Source organism: Streptomyces sp. NPDC015532 (genome assembly GCF_043078065.1).
GTDB lineage: Bacteria > Actinomycetota > Actinomycetes > Streptomycetales > Streptomycetaceae > Streptomyces.
This window is the reverse complement of record NZ_JBIBSY010000002.1, coordinates 91401-111704: the sequence shown is the minus strand read 5'-3', so window position 1 is coordinate 111704 and position 20304 is coordinate 91401. Positions and strand designations below refer to the sequence as shown.

Genomic DNA, 20304 nt, shown 5'->3' with positions numbered 1-20304 from the left:
TCGTGAAGGGCACCGGCTAGCTGCTGCTTGCGGGGCGGCCGAGACACTCTCGGCCGCCCCTTCTGAAGCCGCGTCGCAGACCGTAAGCCCCTTGACAGGTATGTGATGCGGCCACCGTGTCGCACAAGAATGAGGACCATTGATGACAAGCCCCCACCACGTTGCCGCCACAGACCAGGCGGCCGCTTCACGTCAGGAACCTCCAGTGCTCCAGATGGAGGGCATCCGGTGTGAGGTGGCCGGTCGAACCCTGCTCGATGAGGTCACACTGTCCGTGACTCCCGGGGCATCGGTGGCCGTCATGGGCCCTAGCGGCAGCGGTAAGACCACTCTGCTGATGTGCGCGTTGGGTTTGGTCCGCCCACAGGCGGGGTCCGTTCTTGTTGCCGGCGATGACATCACTCGGCTGCGGCGACGCGCACTCGCCGAACACCGGCGACGGCACATCGGCATGGTCTTCCAGTTCGGCGAGTTGCTGCCAGAACTGACGCCGGTGGAGAACGTGGCCGTAGCAGCACAACTGGCTGGCGTTTCCCGTACTGCCTCCTACCAGAAGGCCGTGGAACTGCTGGAGGCCGTGAACCTGCACACCCGGGACACCCCCACCAGTACGCTCTCCGGCGGCGAACGCCAGCGCGTCGCCGTGGCCCGCGCTCTGATCAACGAGCCAGCCGTTCTTCTCGCCGATGAACCCACCGGATCGCTGGACACGGCGAGCCGGGACGCGGTGGCCTCGCTGCTCTTCGACGTTCCGCAGCGGTGGGGCTGTGCCCTGGTCGTCGTGACACACGACCCAGACGTGGCCAGGAAGGCGGACAGACAGCTGTCGCTCTCCGATGGCCACCTCACCCCTATTGCCACGTCTGTTGGGGAGAGGGCGTGACCGGCCGCAGCGTGTATCGGCAGATGTTGCGTGCGGGACGCGGCGCCGCGGCCTCGGCGGAGGCGGGCCGCATCCGATTCTGGGCCCTGTTGCTGGCATGCTTCCTGGCTGTTCTCAGCATCGGCGGCCTGATGCTGGCAGCCGCCGGCTTCGAGGCCCGCACCGAGCGAGGAGCAGCCAGGTCACCCCGGTTGGTGGAGGCCTTCCCCCAGGAACAAGCGGTCGCGCTGTGGAGGAATTCCGACGACCTCATCGGGAACATCCCGCATGACGTCGTCTACATCGTGCCGCTGAGCGCCGACGCCCCGCCGCCCCCAGGCCTGTCGCGCTGGCCGGAGCCGGGGGAGGTGTTCCTCTCTCCAGCGCTTCGAGAGATCTCACCCTCCGAGCAGCTGACAACGCGGTACGGCCGCTTCGCCGGAGTCATCGGGCTGGAAGGCCTGGAAGCTCCCGGTGAACGGCTCGCCTACGCGGCGCCGACCGCCGAACTGCTCGACCGCAAAGAGATGTTCGAGATCTCCGGGTTCGGCGGGCCAGGAGTGGAATCGCTGCTCGGCGAGCACGTCCACAACTACGATCCAGCATACTTCTACGCGGGATACATCTTCCTCGTCATGCTCCCTGCCGGGCTTCTGGTCGTCGTCGCCGTCCGAGCCGGAGCGGCAGCCCGCGATCGGCGCCTCACACTCCTGGACGCGCTGGGAGCCTCATGGAGAGCACGGGCCTGCTTCGCGTTGGGCGAGGCCGCTGTTCCCGTAGCTGCAGGAACAACACTGGCCGCGGTCACGCTGACCCCCGCATGCCTGTGGAACATCCCCGTTCCCGGTACCGACTTCATCCTCTCCCTCGACGACACAAGGCGAGCCCTGCCTTTGCTGGGCCTGGTCGTGACGGCCGTTCCGACGGCCGTCCTGAGTCTTGCCGCCGTGCTGCAGCCGACGAGATCGCGCCGGAAGGCCCAGGGCACGACCAGGACGAGGTCTCGCTGGCTGTCGCAGCAGCGGCTCGCCTGGCTGTTTCCCTTCGCGCTGCTCTTCACCGTCCGCGGCGCCGAACTGGTCCCTCGGATCCTGTTCCTTCCCGTCTACGCTGTCGGCTGCGTGATCGTGTTCGCCACGCTGCCATCCGTCGTCGGGCTGGCAACTCGGGAACTGGGGACACTGCTCGCACGCGTCGGGCGGAAGGCCGCAGGCCCGGGACTGCTTGTCTCCGGCCGCCGCATGGCGGCCAAGCCAGCAAGCACCGTGCGCCTTGGCGCCACCCTGATCATCGCCCTGGGGCTCGCCGCCCAGACACAGCTGTGGGCCGGACTGTTCGGAGACGCGGCAGAGGCAGCCTTCGCCACACGCGATCGCATCGGCACCACGATGCTGCAGATCACCCCCTACACATCCGAAACCAGGATTCGGAACCTCGAACAAGCCATGCCTGCCGGCGCGGCGCTCGTGGCCCTGGAAGAGGACCCGGGCCAGGGACACATGGAGATCACCGGCTCCTGCCAAGCCCTGCAAACGGTCAAGGTCCCTTGCCCGCCAAAGGGATCCTTTGGCCGGGTCGCTTACACAAGTGCGGACCCCAGGCTTCAAGAACTGATCAAACGCGCCGGTGCAGGACCACACTCCGGACTGAGCGTCCGGCAAGGGGATCCGTCCAAGCTGTCGTTGCAAGAGGAGAACGTCTACTCCCTCCTGGCGGTCGGCCGGCAGGGACAGAACCTGTCCATACCCGAGCTCAGCCAGGTGGCCAACCAGACCCTGGCCATGCGAACTGATGTCGGCGTTCTGGATTCCAGCTGGATTGCCGGAACCGGGCAGATGACCACCGCCATACGCTGGGTGAGACTGATGTCCCTCGTCGGGCTCGGCACGGTGGCCCTCGCAGTGGGCTTCACCGCCATGGCAGAATTCCTGCGCTTTGGCCGAGACCTCGCACCGCTGTCGGTCCTCAACGGCCGCCGCGCCCTGTTCCGCGCGACCGCGGGCTGGTCCCTCCTCCTGCCTTCGATCCTGGCAGCCGCAGCAGGAGCACTAGTCTCCTACTGGCTCGCAGCACCAGTAACCCACGGCGTCGGGCCCGACCGCCTGACCCTGATGTCACTGTTCCCCGTCACCGGCGGCGTCATCGTCTGCGCAACGGCACTGGCCCTGTGGGGCGCTCGTGCCGCAGCCCAGGCCGCCGACGACTGGAAGCCTTCCGGCCCCTGACGTCCAGGAGCCCCCAATTCACCCCTACAACTCGTCCCTGCGCCTCTGATCGCGGCGCACAGCGAAGTCACGGAGCAGTTGATACAGACTCACCACGACCATGAGAGCGCCCAGCACGAGCACTGACCAGTCGCCGTCGCGGTTCATGTCGATACCAACGATCAACAACATCACGGACAGCGCAAGGCCAAACCATGCGAGGACTGTATCCGCGGCCTCATTCGATTTGGGCGGGTGCTCCATGCCTCGATCTTCGATCCTGGCACCTGCTGGTGTCAAAGCTCCCAGCGCAAGCTATGAGCGGACGCGGTCAGGTCCGTCCCCGGCGCTGGCCATTGCCGACGAACGAGACGGGCGGCCAGACACCGGGATAGCAGGCGTGCTCCTGCGGCCGGACGGGGCGATTGACTGCCGGGAGCCTCTCCACCGGTCGACACCTCCGTGCCAGTGGAGTGCCGCTCCACGACTCCCGCGTGTACGGCAGGCTGTTGCGGCCTTCCGCGGATGGCAGCAGGCGCTCAGAAACGCGTGACGTGCGAGCCCTGAGTGCGCTCCTGGTGCTCGATTCCGGCAGGAGCAGTCGATGAGACAACTGCTACACAGCCGGGCTCGGCCAACGCGCCGTGCCCGGTACGGGCCGTCTTTGACGGCCTTTCAGCAGACGGCCTAGAATGCATCCCGACTCGGATATCAGATCACGCATGTAGAGGTGGTGGAGATGCTGCTGACGACCGGACAGGCGGCCGAAGAGCTCGGCTGTGCCATCACCACTTTCCGGCGCCTCGTGCACGCCGGGCTGCTGCCCGGACTCTCCCACCGCGGAGTACGCGTCATGATTCCCCTCAGCGCCGTCCAGGCCCTGAGCACACGCAACCACGCCCCCCTGCGCCAGCTGGCCGCCCAGGAGATCGCCGTCCTGCGCGTCGACACCGCCCAGGCCACCGTCGAACCTGGCCGTGACTGGATCGGCTTTTCCGCCGCCCTCACCCCGGGCGCTCTGGTGAAGGCGCTGCGCGGCTGGTGGCGAATGGACGCGGCAAGCGTCGCAGCCGGGGGAGTGCTGCCGGTTACCCTCTCCGGCTACGTAGTGGCCGTGCTGACCGGGCTCGAGCGATGGGAGAAGAACACCGAAGGCCGTCATGCCTTTCCCGACGCGCGCCTGGCCGGATACGTCACCGATTTGATCGATCCGCACACGGTGATCACCTCCGCCCTCGACCGAGACCGCCAACTCGCCGAACTGCTACTGGGCACACGGCTCCCCTCCCACTCAGGCGGAGCCATCGCCTACGTCAACACCCGCACCGCTGACTGAATCCGGCCGGACAAGGAAACCCCCGATGGACGCACAGAGCTACAACACCGCGCTCGCCGATCTGCGTACCGTACGGGATGCGATCAAGAAGACCCGGGCGGAACTGGCAAAGCTGGAGGCCGACCGGGACAAGCGGATCGCCCAGATGTCCTCCTACGGGAAGGCCAAGGCGGAGCGGATCGCCCCGGCATCAGGACTGAGCGTGGCCGACGTTGTCGCCCTCGCCCCCACCCTGACCCCCGACAGCCTCACCGGAAACGAGACCGCCCCGGCGCAGACCCCAGTTCCTGAGGCGACCACGCCCCCGCACCCCCCCGAGCCCGAGCCCGCTCCGCAGCCGGGAGCCGTGGCGCCTACGGTGAACACAGTCCATGCGCAGCCCGCCCCCCAAGCCGCTGCTCCGGCCGTGCCTGCGGCAGCGGACGCACCGCTGGCCCTGCCCTCCATCCCTGAAGGTGCCGCGGGCGACGCCTGGTTCGCCCACACCACGGGCCTGGCCTCCACCCGCCCGAACTTCACCCAGCAGGCCCGCTCCACCGTCTTCCTCGACACCGGCACCGGCGTGCTGGTCCACCGCCAGCAGACCCACCACCTCGATCTCGGCAGCCGCTCAGCCGCCGACATCCTCACCGCGGTCTTCCACACCGTCCCCGAAGGCGTGGAACGCATCTACATCACCGCCGGTGATCCCTGGCACCGCGACATCGATCGCCACCCCTACCTCCGCGACGCCGTCGCCGCCTGGCTCAACGCCCCCACCCCCGGCTGGCGCACGGACACGGGCCGCGGCCGGGACCGGATGGCTGGACACTTTGTCCACGCCCGTAACCCCGTGGGCCGCTACCAGCGGGAGAATGCCGACCAGCATGTGGAGATCCGCTCGGTGGGGGAGTGGTTCGACCTCGATGGCGACGACCCGCACACCGTCCGCGACGCCTTCGTGCTGCTGTGGCAGGCCCTGCGCCGCCACTGGAGCGACGCCGTCCTCATGGGCTCTCCGTCCCAGACCGGTCGTGACCTGTGGACCCGCACCATCCCCACCCGCGGCCAGCACGCCGACGGCTTCCCCGTCCTCTCCGAGGAACTGCGCGGCCTGCTCCACGCCACCGCAGGCCAGGGCCGCAACGAACTCCTCACCCCGCCACGCGTCCCCGCACAGCTGCCCCAACTCGTCGAGTACGACCGCACCTTCGCCTACGCCAAGCACACCTGGAAATCCCCGGTCGGTACCCCCCGCCGCGTCACCGCCTACACCTTTGCCGCCTGGACGGAGAAGGAACAGATGAGCGCCCTCTACGGCTGTGGGCACTGGCAGGTCCGGGTAACGGTTCCCGACACTTGGAGCCACGTCGGCATCCTGCCCGCCCCCGCTCCCGGCGACCGCGCCTGGCACTACCCGAGCCAGCCCGGTTCCACGTTCACCACCTGGGCCGGCGGCCCCGAAATCCACACCGCCCTCGCCAACCCCATCCAGCCCTGGAAGATCGAAGTCCTCGACGGCATCGTCTGGGACGACGGTAAACCCCTCGACGACTGGGGCAAGAAGCTCAAAGAGACCTGGAGCAACCTCTCCGCCCAAGCCCACTTCCAAGGCGACGCACAACAGGCCCGCGCCGCTCACCTCGCCTCCCGCGCGGTGCGCTCTATCCTGCTGTACGGCATCGGTTCCTTCGCCCAGCGCCCCCGCATGGTCACCGGCACCACCCCCCGCGCCATGGAACGCGACGTCCCACCGGACGCCGAAATCATCAGCTTCGACAAGGAACTGATCACCTGGCAGAAGCCCACGGGCTTCGCCCGTGACCCCAACGCGCACCCCGAGTGGGCCGCCGCAATCTGGTCCGGCGCCCGCGCCGCCCTCCTCACTCAGCGCCACCGCGACGACAACACCTACGCAGGCGCCCTGCACACCGAGCCCGGCACTGTCGTTGCCTTCCGCACCGACGCCCTCTACCTCACCGCACCCCAACACTGGCCGCACCACCACCAGCCCGGCGACTACCTCCTCAAAGGCCACCTCACCCACCCGGTCACAGCGCCCACCACCGAGGAGGAACTCCTCACCCTGCGCGACGCCGGACGTGTCGCACTCACCCAGACCGGGGGGCAAGCCTGATGCCGCCACGTTCCCGCCGCACCAACCCCTCTACGGGGCAGGGCCAGTTGAACGAGGCCGCCCAACTTGCCCACCAGCTCCAAGCCGCCGGCTACACCAAACGTGACATCGCCCGCATCATCAACCGCGACCCCTCCCTGGTCTCCCAGTTCTACACAAAGAACAAGGGCGCAGCCTTCGTCTCCGCTCTCCAGCAGGTCCTGGCCGCCGTCCAGACCGGAGGCATCTCCGACCTGCCCGAACTTGCTGCCATTGCTGCCCGCCACACCCACCGCCGCACCACATCCTCCGGCGCCCGCGCCCGCGTCCGCAGCAAAGCCGTCCTGATCACTCCCACCGGCTCCGGAACCGGCCGCGTCGGCGCCCAAGCCATCGCCTCCGGCTCCTCCCGTCTACGCCCCCTCATCGCCGAGGCGGCCCGCCAAGGCCTACGCCTGGCCTTCACCGTCCGCCTCGCCAAAACCGGCTACCTGCACCCCTCCGGCAGTCGCACCGACTCACCCGGCATTCGCCGTGACGTCATCCAACGCGCCGACCACACCGAAGAACGCGTCTACGGCTCCGCGCAGACCGGCGGCCACGACGCAGCCGACTTCGCCCGCCGCGTCGACGCGGCGGGCGGAGACGTCACCGCCGCCGTCCACCAGTGGCTCGTGGAGACCGGACGCATCCGCCCCGACGCCAACATCCTCCACCTGGAAGTACGAACCTGGCGCCCACGCTGAGCCCGCCACCCATGCGCACAGCCGCGAAGGGCGTCCCCGAGACCAGGGCGGGGAAGTCCTTTCAACAGCGTGGCCTTGGCACACCCGGATCGGGGCTCATTGCAGACTGTGCAGCAGACGCGCAGGTGCCCCCAGACACGCGGACCAACCTGCTTCACCGACGATGTCCGCCCGGCGCTTCGAAGCCTGCTCCAGATGGGGAGGGCTGAAGAACCAGGGCGCGCAGGCATGCACGCCTAGACTGGACGGCCCCCCAAAGAGAGGCCTTGAGCTCTCGTTCTACCGGTTGGGTGTCAACGGCAGACCGTCCTCAGGCCGTACGAAGACGACCAGGTGCCGCGCGCGAGTGATGGCGACGCGAAGCAGACGGCGATTGGCCCGGATCCTTTCGGCGTCCCATTCCGGGTCCAGCAGCCGGCTGTGGTAAGCACCCTCGACGATGACCACACCGTCGAACTCCTTGCCCTTGGAGCGGTGCATGCTCATCAGGCTGATTGTGGCTGTGTTCTGGTCGGGCGCGGCCAGTTGATCGTGGGCCAGGGCGCGGCGTACAGCGGCGGCCGCATCCGTGTAGGCGGCCGCTCCGTCCCAGATTTCGGTCAGGGTGAGGGCCAGCGTGTCGGTGGCGTTCAGCAGCCGCAGCATCCGCACCTGCTTGAACATTTCATCGAGCTCGGCGGCGCCTTGCAGACGGGCACGGGCTTCCTGCCAATCAGCGACTGGCTGGCCGACCAGGTCCAGGCCGCGGTCGTAGGCGCTCAGGAGGACCTGGGCCGCCTTCGCCCGTACCGGTTTGCCGTCCGTGAGGGCGGTTATGGCCCGCTCGATGGTCTGGATCTTGTCGCGGGCCCCGGTGGTGCCGCGGGTGAACTTGGTGCGGTAGTAGTCGGCCGCGGCGCGCAGAGTCTTGGTGGCCGCCTCATGGCGGGGCAGGGCGGGCCACTCCAGCATGGAAGCCACGACGAATCCGGCGGCGGCCGCCAACTCCGGGTCCCAGTGCAGGTCATGGTCGACTGCTGGCAGCACGCCACGGGCGGTTACGTTCTCAACGCTGATCTTCTCGGAGACCCGCCCGACAAGACTGTTGGTGGCGGCCAGCACCGCGAGAGTGGGATCGCGGCCGAGCAGGGCTTGCAGATGGCTTCGTGCGGCGATCACGGCCTGGTGGGTGCGGATTTCGACGGGAACGGCTCCCCACCGTTGTGCGTAGGTGAGGGTTTTGACGCTGTCGGGTACAGCGGAGGGAGTGTTGCGCAGAACGGCGTTGGCGTAGTTGAGCAGGCCGCCTTCGGGACTACGGTGATTGTCCTTGGACAGGTCGAAACGGGCTGGTTCGAGATGGGCGATGGCGTGTGCGATGCGTTCCTCGTCGACACCAGGCAGGTGTCCGAAGATGCGCTGGTCGGGGTCGGCCAAGCAGATCACAGTGGAGGCGCGGCTGAGCGCTTTGACAGCCCGCCACTGGTCGATGTTGGTGTCCTGGAACTCGTCCACGATGACCAGCGGGTAGATGCCGCTGTACAGGTGGCGTACCGCGGTGCTGCGTTCCAGCAGGGTCGCGGAGGTATCGGCCAGCAGATCGAACACATACCGGCCCTCCTCGGAGGCCATGCGTCGGACTTCGGCCTGCCAGGCGTCCTTGTCGCCGCCGAAGTCGGCGCGTAGCTCCCGTTCCCGGTCCGGGGTGATGAACGACGACGGCCGCCCGGTCAGCAGCCGGCCGTGGCTGCGTACAAGCTCGAGGAAGAAAGCATGGAAGGTCCGGACCTCCAGCCTCCGGCGTGCCGACCTGCTGAACAATCCGCTCATCCGGTCGGTGATCTGCCGCACCGCGGCACGGGAGAAACTCAGGAACAGCACCCGCTGCTCGCTTTCCAGGCCGTCCAACGACTCCAGAGCCTTGAGTAGGGCGATGGTGGTCTTGCCGCAGCCGGGACCGCCCTCGATCAGCACATGGCTGACGCTGGCAAGGATTGCCCGGCGGTTGTCATCAAGCTCCATCGGCCGCATCGCTGGCGCCGTCCTGTTCAGGGAAAGCGGTGCCACGCTCCGAGGGCGGGCGCAGGTCGCGGTCGATCTGAAGCAGGAAGCTGACGATCGAAGCGGGAAGGTCGGTCAGGCCGCTGCACTCGGCGATGAGGGCGGCGCCGTAGCCGTCACCCTTGCGCGCCTTGAGGACTTGCCAGGCCAGCGTACGCACCTGTGCGTCATCCATGTCCTCGCGCAGATACCCGCACTTCTCCGGGTAGTCCGTACGGCTTTCGGTCGAGGCGAGGAAGCGGCGCTGCACCGCTGGCGGGATCTCTTCAGTGAGCAGGTCCTCGATTCCTTTGTGGGGGATGACGGTGTACCGGGTGAAGTCGGACGCCTTGGCAGCGACTTCGACGGCCAGAGGTCTTACAGGGGTGTCGTGGATGCCGTAGACCGGTTTGCCCAGGCTCTTGAAGACCGGGGCGAACAACGGCACCGAACCGTCACCCTGCGCGTCGAAGACCGTGACACCGGCCAGATCGGGATGGAGATAGTCCACCGAGGGATCCCGCTCCAGAACATCGGCGACTGCGGGAATCAGGTCGGCTTCCGTAGCCCCCTCCACCACCAGCACCGCGCGGGCCAGCACCGCTTCGGCGAACTGGCGGCGGTTGTCCCGGTACCGCTTGGCCCTGAAGTCCGCTGGCAGTATGACGGGCGAACTGCTCAGCTCACCCGTCTCGTTCCGTCCCAGCACCACGATGTTGCCCGGCTCGAACTTCTCGATGACATACGGCGAGTGCGAAGTGACGATCACCTGCCCCATGCGATGGGTAACGAAGTCGACCAGGCGACGTTGCGCGTGCGGCGGCAGGGCAATCTCCGGTTCCTCCATTGCGAAGATCACCGAGTCGTCGCCTTTGAGTTCGGCGATGTAGGTCAGCAGTGCGAACACGAGCAGGTTCAGGGTGCCGGTGCTCAGCCGGTTGAAGGGCACGCCATGCGTGCCGGGCTGGGTGGCAATGAACAGCCGCAGCACCTCACGCAGGTGCTCACGTGTGCGCTCGGAGACGTGCAGATCCACCGGGTCGGGCTGCGCGGACAGGCTCACGAAGCGATCCACCCGCTCGGTCACCTCGCTGCGGATCTTGGCGAAGCCGGAGTCCTCACCCGCGATCTCGACCGCAGAAAGATCAGTGAGGGCCTTTTCCCACAGCGGTCCGGCCCGTTCGGCTTCCAGCCGCACGATCGTGTCCAGCAGCGACCCGCGTTGGAAGGTCAGTGCCCTACTCCCGGTCCGGTTGGGCCGCAGATACAAAAACCCGCAGTGACGCTTGTCCTCGCGGGTGAAAGGGCTGAGGCCGGCGCCGAGTTCGGTACTCTCCTCAGTGAGGTCATCCGGCACGTTCGCCGGATGGGAGAAGTACGTGCCGCCGAAGAAGTCGTCTTCCTGCGGGTCGAACCGGCCTAGGAATTCCACCGGCAGGCACCACTCGCCGGCGTCGGCCTTCTCTGCCGCGCCCGGTTCCAGATCGGCGAAGTCCTCCCGCTGGGCCGACCAGCGTCGCAGGTGAGGACCGAAGCGACGCTCGGCCTCCGGCGACAGGTCGGTCAGTACAGCCTTCAGCCGGATTTCCGGCAGTTCACCATCCACCGGCTGGTAGCGGACGCCGTAGAAGTCGTACTCGTCGACCACCGGACGACGAAACATGCGTTCCGGTCCCAGGATCAGCTCCAGTGCCTCACAAACGGTGGACTTGCCGATGCTGTTGGAGCCCACGAGTAGTGAGTGCCCGTTCAGGAGAACGGTGCCGTGGCTGATGCCGCGGAAGTGCTGCAGTGTCAGCCGTCGTACCTTCACCGATGCCCGCCCTTTCAGTCACCTGGCTCCAGGCCGTAGGAGCAACCAGGTAGATCACCGGGATTGAGATTACTGATCTGTGCAGCGCCTGTCGGCATATATTGCAAGCTGTCGTACTGGTACGGCCCTTGCTGGGTGCCTGGGGCGGGGTTCGATGTGTGTGGGGGGGCGGGGCTCACTGGTTGGCTGCCCCCAGTCGGTACCCCTCATCGAGCACGCCGACATACGGAGCATGCTCCTCGCGCAGAAGTACCAAGACGAAGAGCTATCCCTCCTACTAGTGCGTGCTCGCGTCAAACGATCTGGCGATTCAGGTTCGCGGCGGCTACGGGGCGGGGCACGTGGTCGTGAGCCCCTGCAGCAACGCCCAGCCAATAGCGCTCGGGCGTCAGGGGGACTGCACGGATGCTTGGTTGTCAGCCGCGGGACGCGGCCGTCTCAGGGGCGGTGTAGAACACGGACGTGCCCTGCTTGGTGCGCAGAGCCTGGGCCTTGGCCACGAGCCCTTCCAGCGTCGTACGTACCACAGTGGTCTTGACCGTACGCTCGGGATACTGCTGTCCCAGCGCGGTGGTGACTTCGGCAGCCGAGCGGGGCTCGCGCTGGTCGGCCAGATGCTTGCGTACGAGATCGACCAACGTGGGCGATCCCGGCTGCGGGGCTGATGCCGCAGCGGCGGCCTTCTTGCCGGTTCGCTGCTTCGCCGGAGCGGGCTCCTTGACCGTACCGGGGGTTGCCGCAGCCTTCCTGCGGGGGACCGGCACTGCCGTGACAGGCTCGGCCGCAGGCGCCGCCGGGTCACCGAGAGCCTGCTGGAGATTCACCAGGATGGTGTGATCGTGCCGCAGGGTGCTCAGTTTCTCCTGCAGGGCCTCGATCTCACTGCTGAGGTGCTCCTGCTCCTTGAGGTTGCGTTCCAGGTCGCCTGTCACCTGGGCGCTGTACTGGGAGGCCAACTCTGTGGTCTGGACAGTGGTTTCGGACATGATGCTCATCCCTTTCCTGGGTGCCGCAGCCGATGAGCGGCGAGCCCATGGCGTACGCGAAGTCGAAGAGTCATTGCTTTCCCACCTACTGCCCTGAGGGCGGCGGCAGTTGCTGGCGCACATGCTTTGCTGTAGCGATAGTACGGAAGTCGGTTGCGTCGTTCTCTGCCGTACGGCTGGGATTGAGGGGTGGACTCTGCCCCTGTGCCGGGTCTGGGCGCTGGACGGCTTGTGGGACGCAGGGGAGTCGGTGACGAGGTCCAGGCTTCCAGTGCACCTCGTCGGTATCTGGTTGATGGCGCCAGGCTGCCAGGGTGCGTCTTGCCACCAGCCGGTCTAGCAGTTCTTTCGTCTGTCGACGGGAATGCCCACACAGGCGGGCGACGACAGCCAGGTCGGCAGCGGTTCCTGACGCGTCAGTATGGGATGCCAGGACCAGCGCCGTTAGGCGTTCTGCTGATGCCACGTCCGGCGGCATCAGCAGGGGAGACGGTTGCAGGGCCCAATGGGCGGCACGTCGGCGAGCGCTGCGACCGGGAGTCTGATCCAGGATCGCGTCGTCCAGCAGTCGGACGTGCATGAACGCCGCCCGGGTGGCGGGCAGGTCGAGCCAGCCGTCCACGGCCAGCTCCTGCCACACCTCGGCGCGCCGATGCATGCGCATGCTGCGCAGCAGGCCGGCCGGCAGCCGGGCGCAGCCGTCGGTGTCGGCGCGCAGGGCGCACTGCAGGGCGAGCAGCCGGGCGGCAGGGGACGTGATGCAGCCAAGAGCCGATGCGAGGTAGGTGAGCATCTCCCGCACACGCCGGGACTCGTCGTAGAAGTGCTGCGGCACCGCAGGAGCGGAAGCTGCAGGACGGCGAGAAGCGAGCAGAGTGTCGGGCACGGCCGCTGTGCGGCTGGTCGCGGCGGCGCAGGCCCCGCAGGCATCGGCCAGCCGCCAGATGCGACCGCTGCGGTCACGCGTGAGGGCGAGCAGCACTGGTCCGGCGCATCCACGGTGCCGGGGGTGCCACGCACAGCCCCGCTCACTGCACTGACAGATCCGCAGATGCCGGGGGAGGGCGTCAGTACGGGCGTGGCAGGCCAGATGCGCCAGCGCAGCGGACCGCGCGGAAGCGGCCGCAGAGAGAGGAGGACGAGCGGTGCAGTGAGGGCAGACCAGGCGGGGACCGTCCGCCTGTACACGCAGCTCCACCGTCCAGATACGTCGCACCGCCGGATCCGCCCCACCGAGCCTCATGGACTGCCTGTCCTCCCGTCTGCCTATGCCGCGATGCTGCTGCCCGGCCATGAGGGGCCAGAGACCCCGGCACGCTAGTGCAGACCTCGCACCGCAAAGATCACTCTCATCCGAGCAGATAGTGCAGAAGTCTGCACTGACAGGGCAGGGGTCTGCACCGTCGGATGGTGGAGTGACGATCTTGCCGCCCGACCCCGACTTCAACGCGCTGCGCACCGAACTCGCGCGCCTGCGGGGCGAGCGCGGCTGGACCTTCGACGAACTCGCGGACCGCAGCGGCCTGGCTCGCCGCACCCTCATCGACCTGGAGCACGGCCGCACCACCGGCACTCTCACCACCTGGCACACTCTCGCCCACACCTTCGACGTCTCACTCGAGCATCTTCTGGGCAGCCTCTGCGCCGGCCACACGCCACCCGGCACGCAAAGCCCCTGACCCCTCGAGCGACCCGACGAATTTGGCGCCACACATCACCCGAACCGGCGAGCCGAATAGAACGTCCAGTCGATCAATAGGTTGCGCGTTCGTCTTAGTTGGGCCAGCCGGGCGACACATCCCCGGACACGTTGTCTGCTGCCGCGCCCAGCCTGGCACGGTCCCCGCATGCGCTCCCACCCCACCCCCGCACACCGTCATTGGGACGGCAGCCCCCGCATCACATACCCCCGGCGCCCACTGCGTGTCGCCGTCACCAGCCCCACCCGCCTGCTACGCACCGGCCAGAGCGGCCGCTGCCGCCAGTGCGGCCACCGCATCGACCGGTACCAGCGCCCCGACCAGCGACCCATCGCCCTGCACCCGACGGAACTGGACACCGCCCAGACCCCCGCCTCCTACCGCTGGCACCTGAGCGGCGGCATCGCCCACCCCCACAGCGACGGGAGCGCCTGGTGCCGCATCCCCCACCACATGCTCTGCCCGCAACACGCCCCCACCGCGCCGCCCGGCCCCTACCTAGAATCCCTACGCCGCCAACTCGCCGTCCGCACCCGCCGCCTGATCGACACAGGCCAGTTCACCCCAGCCCCACCCACCGTCTGCGAGACAGCCTCCCGCTCCAGCCACGACCGCCCTGCCCGGCCCGTCGTGCAACTGCTCCTTGGCCGCTACCTCGCCGACGCCCCCCTCGAAGCCATCCAGTGCGTGGCCCAGACCCGCCAGCGCCACCGCTGCCCCCAGCCCGTGCTCGACCCCAGCCGCCCCCGCGGCGCGTGGACTCTGCTGCCCGCCACCCCGCAGCGCGGCCAACTCGCCCTGCCCGCCGCCACGCTCATGGCCGTCTACGACCTCAGCCGCCTGCCCTACACCGAGCAGCTGCGCTGGCGTACCCAGCGCTGCCCCGTCCACGCCGCAACCCCCGACGCCGCAGATCTCACGCCGGCCGGATGGCAGGTCTTCGACCCCCTCCTGCACATGGCGCTCGTCCGCACCCGGCTGCCCCACACCAGTCCCACCCACCGTGAAGAGGCATGACCATGCGGCTCCACGCCCTGGACATCACCCTGACCAGAGCTCTCACACCGGCCGAACTGCACCGGGCCGCCCGCACGATTCCGCTCGCAGCCAACTACGACGCCACCCGCCTCCTGGCCCTCGTCCGCGCCAAAACCCCGGACAAAGCCCTGAACCGGCTCCGCCATCAGATGGGCGGACGGCTCCCCATCGACGTGATCACCACGCACTACCCCGACCCGCGCGGACAGATCTTGCTCAACGTCACCTTCTCGCCCGCCGTGTACGCCGCTCTCGAGGCTGCCGCAGAGCACACGAGGAGACCGCCGCACCTGTTTGTGCAGGAAGCTGTCCACCGGGCCCTGGCCCGGCACGCCGACCAGGAGACCGATCGCCTCGACCGCGCACTCCAGCACCTGCTCACCAGCACTACCCCTCCCTATCTCCTGGCAGCCGTCGGGCGCGTACTTACCCACACCACCGGAGCAGCACCGTGCTGAAGCCCACCGACGAACAGCAAGCCGCAGCCGACGCCTTCCACGCCGGCCAGCACCTGGCTCTGCAGGCCGGGGCGGGCACCGGCAAGACCACCACACTCGCCGAACTCGCCCGCGCCACCCGGCGCCGAGGCCGCTACCTCGCCTACAACCGCGCCATCGCCCAGGACGCCCACGCCCGCTTCCCACCCACCGTCAGCTGCAAAACCGCCCACGCCCTGGCCTACGCAGCCATCGGCCACCGCTACACCCTGCGCCTCAACTCACCCCGCCGCCCCGCCTGGCAGACGGGCCACGCCCTCGGCATCACCAAAGCCATCCACATCGGCGAACGCGACCTGTCACAAAAGACCCTCTCCAACGCCACGCTGCGCACCGTGGCCCGCTTCTGCCACACCGCCGATGCGGACGTCACCCGCCATCACGTCCCGCGCCTGCGCGGCCTTGAAGACACGAAACTGCACGCCGAACTCGCCGACCACATCGTGCCGTTCGCCCGCAAAGCCTGGACCGACCTGCAAAACCCCGACGACGGCGCAGTCCGTTTCGAACACGACCACTACCTGAAGATCTGGGCCCTCACCCAGCCAAGGATCGACGCCGACTTCCTGCTCCTGGACGAAGCCCAGGACACCAACCCCGTCGTCGAACAGATCTTCCTCGCTCAACGTGACCATGCCCAGCTCGTCATGGTCGGCGACTCCGCCCAGGCCATCTACGACTGGCGCGGCGCCAAAGACGTCATGACCGGATTCGACGGCACCCAGCTCGCCCTCTCACAGTCCTTCCGCTTCGGCCCCCACCTTGCCGCGGAGGCCAACCGGTGGCTCGCCATCGCGGGCGCCCCGATCCGCCTCACCGGCACCGACACCGTGCCCACCGACCTCGGCCCTGTCACCCACCCCGACGCCGTGCTGTGCCGCACCAACGTCGGCGCCATGGCTCAGGCGATGAACTTCCTCGCCGCCGGGCAACGGGTAGGGGTGGCCGGGGGAGGCGACAGCCTGCGCGCCCTGGCACTGGCCGCCCGAGACCTCAAGGACGGCCGTCGTACCACCCACCCGGAACTCGTCCTCTTCGCCACCTGGGGAGAACTACAGGACTACGCCTCCCAGGATCCAGCGGGGCGCGACCTGCAACCGTTGGTCGACCTCGTCGACACCCACGGCACCGAAACCATCCTCGCCGCCCTCGCCCAGTTCGTCCCCGAACAATCGGCCGAAGTCACGGTCTCGACCGCTCACAAAGCTAAGGGACGCGAATGGGGTTGCGTGAGGATTGCGGACGACTTCACCCCGCCGAAGGACAGCGACCAAAAGGACGGCAGCGGGCGGCTCATTCCAGGACCGATCGAAAACAGCGAGGCCCGCCTCGCCTACGTGGCAGTCACCCGCACCCGCCAGCGGCTAGACATGGGCGGCCTCTCCTGGATCGACGATCATCCAGAGGGCAGGCCCGCCAGGTGTCACCCCAGCTCGACAGCGACTCGATGAGCCGGTACCCAGGCGACGCCCCGGACCGCGGTTGCGGTTGGCGGCGTCGCCTGCTTGCTTACCGGTGTCAGTACTTGACGCCCCGGTGGTGGGAGCATGTGCCCCGGAAGCTGGCACTGTAGGAGTAGGCACAGTCCTTCCACTTGGCCGTCGTCCCACGCGGATGAAGCGAGTTTGCTCTGAAGACACCTGTCGTGTGCCGGGCACACGACGCGGCGGTATTGTTGGCAACGGCGACCGGCGCCAACAGTGCGCCTGCTGACGGCCGAAGCCGCAACGCCCCAGAACCTGGTCAGCATGAGGTCCCCCTTCAATGAAGGAAGGCATGCGGCCGTTCATCGACGAGGGAGGCCGCATCGTCGGCTCCGGCCAGATCATGAAGGTCACCAAACTAGGAGCCCCCGGAGCGAAGGTCTCGCGGCCCGGTCACGGGACGCACGGGTCCGCGCCAGGCTCTGTAGCCCCCTGTGCAGCGGCGCCCGGATACCGCCGCAGAGCCGACGAAGGCGAGAAACGTCGGCCACCGGCGTTCTAGGACCGAGACGCGCACGCCGCCGCCTCGGGCCGTCAGGAACCGCAGATGCCCGACGTTCTTGACCGACCTCAGGTCAGACGGCCTGCCCGGCGCTTTGTGAAGACTCTGCCCCGTTCCGTGGGGCAGGGTCCTTTTCGTCGTTCGAAGCCCTCGGTCGAGGAAAAGGCGCTGTTACTCACTTTCGGGTGACAGCTGGACATTCGGTGGGGTGGCGCTACCTGGCGAGCGGTGCCTGACGGCTAAGTGCTGCAGGGGTGTTGGGACCGGGGCCGCGTCAACTTCACGCATCAACGAAATGGATGGCTACTGCAGCCAAGTGTCACGGCGGTGCGGTTGATCGGTAACGCACCCTGGATGGCGTTCACATCCTGACGATCTGGAGGGCAAGGTGTGAATGCGCGGCCAGCCGGCCGCCACCCGCACACCGCACAACCCGGCACCCACCAGGGCGTTTTGAGGTTGTGCCCGCACCATGCAGGGGGATTCCTGTGACCGTATCCACGACCGCTGCCCGTCGTCTGGCCGCCGCCGCGCTGAGTGCCGCTGCCATCACCGCGGCGATCGCGGTCCCCGCATCCGCCGCCGACCCGCGCCCGCACCGCCAGGCGGTGGAGATCAGCGACGTGCAGTACGACTCCCCGGGCCGGGACGACCGCTCCAACCGCTCCCTGAACCAGGAATGGGTGGAGATCACCAACAACACCCGCCGCAGCGTGAACCTGGACGGCTGGACCCTCTCGGACGCAGACGGCCACACCTACACCTTCGACCACTACCGCCTGGGCGGCCGCTCAACGGTCCGCGTCCACACCGGCATCGGCCGCGACACCCGCACCGACCTGTTCCAAGACCGCCGCGCCTACGTGTGGAACAACGACCGTGACAGGGCCACTCTGCGCAACGACCACCACCGCTTCATCGACGACGCCTCCTGGGGCCGCCGCCACTTCCACCACTGACCGGACCTGAACCACCACCGCTCGCCTGGGACTGCTCCTCGCCGGGCGAGCGGTGGTGAATGCAGGGTGGGCCGGGCCGATCACCTGCGGCCCGGCCCACCGCCCTGTCTCCTCCCGTGGCGGTGCCTGTGGCTGAAGTGGAGGTGGTGCGCTTACCTGATCCTGCGGACCGAGGCGGAGATCCACACCGACCCTGCTGCGGGCCCGGCTGATCGGGCCCGAGTCCTGCGCGACAAGGTGTTCGGCACGGATGAGAGCTGTCCGGCCAGCCGCCCCGGGTGATCGTGCCCAGGCGGGTGACCAGCCCTGCTGGGTGGGCGGCCGAGCTGAGTATCGGCGCGGCACTCCCGGCGCGGCCCCCGACCGCCGAGTCCTTGTCGGCCGCGCTCGGCACGCTCCTGGACCCCGGTACCCGGTTGGGGCGAGGGCGGGCGGGTACTGACGAACGTCGGTTCGGTGAACCGCCAGTTGGGCCCGCTGTGGGTGAAGGATGGGTCCATAGCGGACTGCTCTGAAGACGGTTGGCTGATCATTGATGATCAGTAGATTGCCGTGGAGGTCGACCTCGGTTGTTCCTCCCTGCTACGGGGTTGTGGGGCGGCGTGCTGGACGTGCTGGATAATCTTCCATGCGGGCTGGCAGGCACTCTGAGAGGCGCTGAGGTTCACTTGTGTCTGGACACCGGCCAGGTGCGCCAGATCCGTCTTCTGGCCGCCCTCATGATGAAACGTCTGTGGCCTTCCTCGGTGAAGGAACGGCACCGCTCTGAGCCTAATGAGCGCTGGCGGCGGGCCAGGAACTCCTCCGCTTTGGACGGGCGTTCCATGGCTCGATCTTCGATCCTGGCACTGCTGCGTCAAAGCTCCAGGCCGCAAGCCGCGAGCGCAATTCGGGGTCGGCCCGTGCCCTTGCCGGGGTGGGCGGAGCCACTGCCGATAGATGAGCGGATGGCCGAACACCGGGGTGCACCGGTGTGGCTTCGGCCGGACGGGGCGAATGGGCCGGTGAAGGCCCCGACGCCGGTCGACACCTTGCCGGCGCCGACCACACCCGGCTTCAGTGCCTTCTCTGGAGTACCCCCACGGCTCCCGCTGGCTGGAGGAGTTCAGGAGCGCGTGCCGGGCGAGCTCTGAGTGTGCCCCTGGTGCTCGATTTCGGCAGGAGCAGTCGGTAAGCGGTTCTCTTGCGATCATGTCCGATCACTGGATGTCAGCCTCGGAGATACTCCGTTGGTGACTCGGGCGTGCGCATACGGTGCGGTCACGCGGGAGGACCGGCACTGCCGGTCCTCCCGCGTGACCGACAACCAAGGGGAGACGCTATGGCGAGTGTGGAAGTGTCGCTGAAGGAAATGATGACCGAGGCCGAGGGCGCACTGGGGGCGGCCGTCGTCGACTACACCAGCGGCATGGCGCTGGGAACACTGGGAGGGGGCAAGGATCTGGACATGACGATTGCCGCTGCCGGCAATACGGACGTCGTCCGCGCGAAAGTGCGCGCCATGGAGCAGTTGGGTCTCAAGAGCCAGATCGAGGACATCCTGATCACTCTCGGAAAGCAGTACCACCTCATCAGGCCGGTCGCCGGGCGCAGCGGCAACGGCCTGTTCCTCTACCTCGTGCTCGACAGGGCGCGTTCGAACCTGGCGATGGCCCGCCACCACCTCAAGCGCGTCGAGGGGCAACTGGAAATCTAGGCCCGACCGGAGTCCCGGCTTACGCGCGCCCACAATATGAAGACTTCTTCAAGTCGCCATATATGCATGATCTCAAACAGTGAATGCGTGTGGCCGTGAGCGAGAAGGACCGGGGCGGACCCCTTCCGCGGCGGCGCCCTCCCGGGCGTCGCCGCACCGTGGGGAGTAACTGGACACCGGCCAGACGCGTCTTCCAGAACTCCACCCGCGCGGACCTCGACGCCCGGCTCTATGAGGCGCTCGACGTGCTCCGGGAACACGGCGCCGTCGCCGCATACCGCGCCTTCAGCAACGACCAGCACATTCATTACCTGGGCCGGCGTTCTTCACCAAGGTGCTCTACTTCGCCGGGCACGACAGCGTCGTG

Annotated in this window: 16 protein-coding genes; 11 read left to right on the top strand and 5 right to left on the bottom strand. The window is 67.8% G+C overall.

Annotation, left to right across the window (positions count from 1 at the left end; genetic code table 11):
• Positions 1–214: 214 nt before the first annotated feature.
• Positions 215–883 (top strand): ABC transporter ATP-binding protein, encoded by a 669-nt coding sequence (locus tag ACF07B_RS06985; protein WP_392178725.1) that lies wholly within the window; start codon positions 215–217, stop codon positions 881–883.
• Positions 880–3087 carry a hypothetical protein gene (locus ACF07B_RS06980; protein ID WP_392178048.1) on the top strand — a complete coding sequence of 736 codons (2208 nt, stop codon included), beginning with the start codon at positions 880–882 and terminating at the stop codon, positions 3085–3087. The genes ACF07B_RS06985 and ACF07B_RS06980 overlap by 4 nt, the downstream gene beginning before the upstream one ends.
• Positions 3088–3111: 24 nt before the next feature.
• On the opposite strand, the gene ACF07B_RS06975 is transcribed toward ACF07B_RS06980, so the two are convergent.
• A complete protein-coding gene (locus ACF07B_RS06975) occupies positions 3112–3330 on the bottom strand; it encodes a hypothetical protein (RefSeq protein WP_392178047.1) in 219 nt (72 codons plus the stop codon).
• Positions 3331–3805: 475 nt separating this feature from the next.
• Here ACF07B_RS06975 and ACF07B_RS06970 point away from each other — a divergent pair, with 475 nt between their 5' ends.
• The 3 genes from ACF07B_RS06970 to ACF07B_RS06960 are packed head-to-tail and all read left to right on the top strand — an operon-like array spanning position 3806 to position 7243.
• Complete coding sequence (locus ACF07B_RS06970) at positions 3806–4402, top strand: helix-turn-helix domain-containing protein (protein WP_392178046.1); 597 nt, start codon at positions 3806–3808, stop codon at positions 4400–4402.
• Between the two features lie 25 nt (positions 4403–4427).
• Positions 4428–6518 carry a hypothetical protein gene (locus ACF07B_RS06965; protein ID WP_392178045.1) on the top strand — a complete coding sequence of 697 codons (2091 nt, stop codon included), beginning with the start codon at positions 4428–4430 and terminating at the stop codon, positions 6516–6518.
• Entirely contained in the window at positions 6518–7243 is a 726-nt protein-coding gene (locus ACF07B_RS06960) for a helix-turn-helix domain containing protein (RefSeq protein ID WP_392178044.1), read from the top strand. The genes ACF07B_RS06965 and ACF07B_RS06960 overlap by 1 nt, the downstream gene beginning before the upstream one ends.
• A 279-nt stretch (positions 7244–7522) precedes the next feature.
• Here ACF07B_RS06960 and ACF07B_RS06955 read toward each other — a convergent pair whose 3' ends face one another.
• The 4 genes from ACF07B_RS06955 to ACF07B_RS06940 form a co-directional block, all read right to left on the bottom strand.
• Positions 7523–9244, bottom strand: coding sequence for a UvrD-helicase domain-containing protein (locus tag ACF07B_RS06955; RefSeq protein WP_392178043.1), 1722 nt, complete (start codon positions 9242–9244; stop codon positions 7523–7525).
• The gene (locus ACF07B_RS06950) at positions 9234–11075 is read right to left on the bottom strand and encodes an ATP-dependent endonuclease (RefSeq protein ID WP_392178042.1); all 1842 of its coding nucleotides are present in this window, start codon (positions 11073–11075) and stop codon (positions 9234–9236) included. Before ACF07B_RS06950 ends, ACF07B_RS06955 begins: the two co-directional genes overlap by 11 nt.
• A gap of 416 nt (positions 11076–11491) precedes the next feature.
• The gene (locus ACF07B_RS06945) at positions 11492–12061 is read right to left on the bottom strand and encodes a hypothetical protein (protein WP_392178041.1); all 570 of its coding nucleotides are present in this window, start codon (positions 12059–12061) and stop codon (positions 11492–11494) included.
• Positions 12062–12146: 85 nt separating this feature from the next.
• Complete coding sequence (locus ACF07B_RS06940; RefSeq protein ID WP_392178040.1) at positions 12147–13043, bottom strand: hypothetical protein; 897 nt, start codon at positions 13041–13043, stop codon at positions 12147–12149.
• Between the two features lie 433 nt (positions 13044–13476).
• Between ACF07B_RS06940 and ACF07B_RS06935 the strand changes: the two genes are divergently transcribed.
• The 6 genes from ACF07B_RS06935 (at position 13477) to ACF07B_RS06910 (ending at position 19937) form a co-directional block, all read left to right on the top strand.
• The gene (locus tag ACF07B_RS06935) at positions 13477–13740 is read left to right on the top strand and encodes a helix-turn-helix transcriptional regulator (RefSeq protein ID WP_392178039.1); all 264 of its coding nucleotides are present in this window, start codon (positions 13477–13479) and stop codon (positions 13738–13740) included.
• Between the two features lie 168 nt (positions 13741–13908).
• Positions 13909–14778, top strand: a complete 870-nt coding sequence (locus ACF07B_RS06930; RefSeq protein ID WP_392178038.1) for a DUF6083 domain-containing protein — start codon at positions 13909–13911, stop codon at positions 14776–14778.
• Positions 14775–15257, top strand: coding sequence for a hypothetical protein (locus tag ACF07B_RS06925; RefSeq protein WP_392178037.1), 483 nt, complete (start codon positions 14775–14777; stop codon positions 15255–15257). Before ACF07B_RS06930 ends, ACF07B_RS06925 begins: the two co-directional genes overlap by 4 nt.
• Positions 15254–16747 carry a UvrD-helicase domain-containing protein gene (locus ACF07B_RS06920; RefSeq protein WP_392178724.1) on the top strand — a complete coding sequence of 498 codons (1494 nt, stop codon included), beginning with the start codon at positions 15254–15256 and terminating at the stop codon, positions 16745–16747. Before ACF07B_RS06925 ends, ACF07B_RS06920 begins: the two co-directional genes overlap by 4 nt.
• A 1023-nt stretch (positions 16748–17770) precedes the next feature.
• Complete coding sequence (locus tag ACF07B_RS06915) at positions 17771–18241, top strand: lamin tail domain-containing protein (protein ID WP_392178036.1); 471 nt, start codon at positions 17771–17773, stop codon at positions 18239–18241.
• Positions 18242–19562: 1321 nt separating this feature from the next.
• The gene (locus ACF07B_RS06910; protein ID WP_386602554.1) at positions 19563–19937 is read left to right on the top strand and encodes a hypothetical protein; all 375 of its coding nucleotides are present in this window, start codon (positions 19563–19565) and stop codon (positions 19935–19937) included.
• Positions 19938–20304: the final 367 nt, after the last annotated feature.

Bases quoted from the DNA above. Each gene is read 5' to 3' on its own strand.
- ACF07B_RS06945 (WP_392178041.1), bottom strand. From the start codon at position 12,061: ATGTCCGAAACCACTGTCCAGACCACAGAGTTGGCCTCCCAGTACAGC.
- ACF07B_RS06975 (WP_392178047.1), bottom strand. From the start codon at position 3,330: ATGGAGCACCCGCCCAAATCGAATGAGGCCGCGGATACAGTCCTCGCA.
- ACF07B_RS06970 (WP_392178046.1), top strand. From the start codon at position 3,806: ATGCTGCTGACGACCGGACAGGCGGCCGAAGAGCTCGGCTGTGCCATC.
- ACF07B_RS06925 (WP_392178037.1), top strand. From the start codon at position 14,775: ATGACCATGCGGCTCCACGCCCTGGACATCACCCTGACCAGAGCTCTC.
- ACF07B_RS06965 (WP_392178045.1), top strand. From the start codon at position 4,428: ATGGACGCACAGAGCTACAACACCGCGCTCGCCGATCTGCGTACCGTA.
- ACF07B_RS06930 (WP_392178038.1), top strand. From the start codon at position 13,909: ATGCGCTCCCACCCCACCCCCGCACACCGTCATTGGGACGGCAGCCCC.
- ACF07B_RS06910 (WP_386602554.1), top strand. From the start codon at position 19,563: ATGGCGAGTGTGGAAGTGTCGCTGAAGGAAATGATGACCGAGGCCGAG.
- ACF07B_RS06985 (WP_392178725.1), top strand. From the start codon at position 215: ATGGAGGGCATCCGGTGTGAGGTGGCCGGTCGAACCCTGCTCGATGAG.
- ACF07B_RS06960 (WP_392178044.1), top strand. From the start codon at position 6,518: ATGCCGCCACGTTCCCGCCGCACCAACCCCTCTACGGGGCAGGGCCAG.
- ACF07B_RS06955 (WP_392178043.1), bottom strand. From the start codon at position 9,244: ATGGAGCTTGATGACAACCGCCGGGCAATCCTTGCCAGCGTCAGCCAT.